The organism is Streptococcus sp. GMD4S (assembly GCF_000296955.1).
Genome location: NZ_AJRE01000164.1, coordinates 1 through 2161, shown reverse-complemented (window position 1 = coordinate 2161; position 2161 = coordinate 1). Strand labels below are relative to the sequence as shown.

Here is a 2161-nt window from a genome sequence, read left to right as displayed (position 1 = left end):
CTAATCGAGCGTTTGGTTGACCTTGCTAAGCAAAGTTTTGACAAGCGCGAAGCGCATTTGCTATAAAAATGAAAGAGAGGGTAGAAGCCAGAACTATCACTGCATGGTGACTAGAGTTCTTGGACTTCAACCCTTTTTAAAGGAGTAGAAATGAAATTAACAATCCATGAAGTTGCCCAAGCTGTTGGAGCTAAAAATGATGTTAGTCTTTTTGCGGACGTTCAGTTAGAAAAAGCTGAGTTTGACAGTCGTTTGATTGGGCCAGGTGATTTGTTTGTGCCACTCAAAGGTGCTCGTGATGGACATGACTTTATCGAAACAGCTTTTGAAAATGGTGCAGCAGTCACCTTATCCAAGAAAGAGGTTGCAAATCATCCCTACATTCTAGTAGACGACGTGTTGACTGCCTTTCAAGCCCTCGCAGCCTACTATCTTGAAAAAACGGCTGTTGATGTCTTTGCGGTTACAGGTTCAAATGGCAAGACAACGACCAAGGATATGTTGGCGCATTTACTCTCAACAACCTACAAGACCTACAAAACCCAAGGCAATTACAATAACGAGATTGGCCTTCCCTACACGGTTCTTCACATGCCTAAAGGAACAGAAAAGTTGGTCTTGGAGATGGGACAGGATCACTTGGGAGATATTCATCTCTTGTCTGAATTGGCTCATCCAAAAACAGCTATCGTGACCTTGGTTGGAGAGGCTCATTTGGCCTTTTTCAAAGACCGTTCAGAAATTGCTAAAGGAAAATTGCAAATTGCAGACGGTATGGCACCAGGTTCTTTGCTTTTGGCACCAGCCGACTCCATTGTAGAGGACTACTTGCCTACAGATAAAAAAGTGGTCCGTTTTGGGTCAGGAGCTGAGTTAGAAGTCACAGACTTGATTGAGCGCAAGGATAGTCTGACCTTTAAGGCTAATTTTTTGGAACAAGCCCTCGATTTGCCAGTGACAGGTAAGTACAACGCCACCAATGCTATGATTGCTGCTTATGTGGCTCTACAAGAAGGAGTTTCGGAGGAGCAAATTCGTCAGGCCTTTCAGAACCTAGAATTGACCCGCAATCGTACTGAGTGGAAGAAAGCAGCCAATGGAGCAGATATTCTGTCTGACGTATACAATGCCAATCCAACTGCTATGAAGTTGATTTTGGAGACATTCTCTGCCATTCCAGCTAATGAAGGGGGCAAGAAAATCGCTGTCTTAGCAGACATGAAGGAACTTGGTGACCAGTCTGTTCAGCTCCATAACCAGATGATTTTGAGCCTATCGCCAGATGTGCTGGATACCGTTATTTTCTATGGAGAAGACATTGCCGAATTAAGCCAACTTGCTAGTCAAATGTTCCCAATAGGTCACGTTTTCTACTTCAAGAAAACAGCTGACGAGGACCAATTTGAAGACCTAGTCAAGCAGGTCAAGGAAAGACTCGGTGCCAATGACCAAATCTTGCTCAAAGGCTCTAACTCCATGAATCTAGCCAAGTTGGTAGAAAATCTAATGTAGTTTAGTGATTTTCATATGAAAATGTAGATTTCAAATCAGTGCATTTCTGCAATACAAATGATATAATAGGTTGCGAATTTAAGACGCAAGTGTTCTATGCATGTCATAGAATCAAGTTTTTTCAAAAAATTTAAAAGCTGGAGAAAGTGAATTTTTTACTGCCTCTAGCTAGATGAACGAGGAATAGAATATGAATTTGTGGGATAAATTATTTACCACACAGATATCAGAACCGCCCCAGTTTGAACTTCACTGGTACATTGGTTTGTTATGTTTATTGGCTCTTACTTTCTATGCTTCTTATCGTTTTCGCGACAAAGTAGCTTACCAGCGTTTTATTCAGATCCTTCAGTCTGTTCAACTGATTGTTTTGTATAGCTGGTATTGGGGCAATCTCATGCCCCTATCAGAAAGTTTACCCTTCTATCATTGCCGTATCGCCATGTTTGTGATGCTCTTGATTCCAGGAACATCCAAGTACAAACAGTACTTCGCCCTTTTAGGAACTTTTGGAGCAACAGCAGCACTAGCTTACCCACTTTTTGATCCCTACCCATTTCCACACGTGACCATTTTGTCCTTCATTATCGGACATGTTGCCCTTTTAGGAAATGCGCTCCTATACTTGTTTAGAAACTATCAACCTTCC

2 protein-coding genes are annotated in these 2161 nt (G+C 42.0%); both read left to right on the top strand.

Annotation, left to right across the window (positions count from 1 at the left end):
- The first annotated feature begins 150 nt into the window (after positions 1 to 150).
- Positions 151 to 1512, top strand: coding sequence for a UDP-N-acetylmuramoyl-tripeptide--D-alanyl-D-alanine ligase (locus GMD4S_RS08170; RefSeq protein WP_000778733.1), 1362 nt, complete (start codon positions 151 to 153; stop codon positions 1510 to 1512).
- Positions 1513 to 1702: 190 nt separating this feature from the next.
- Positions 1703 to 2161, top strand: a 459-nt coding sequence (locus GMD4S_RS08165; RefSeq protein WP_001055267.1) for a YwaF family protein, incomplete at its 3' end; no start/stop codon positions are given.

What these genes read in the sequence shown, in the direction of transcription:
- GMD4S_RS08170 (WP_000778733.1), top strand. Translation starts at nt 151, where the DNA reads ATGAAATTAACAATCCATGAAGTTGCCCAAGCTGTTGGAGCTAAAAAT.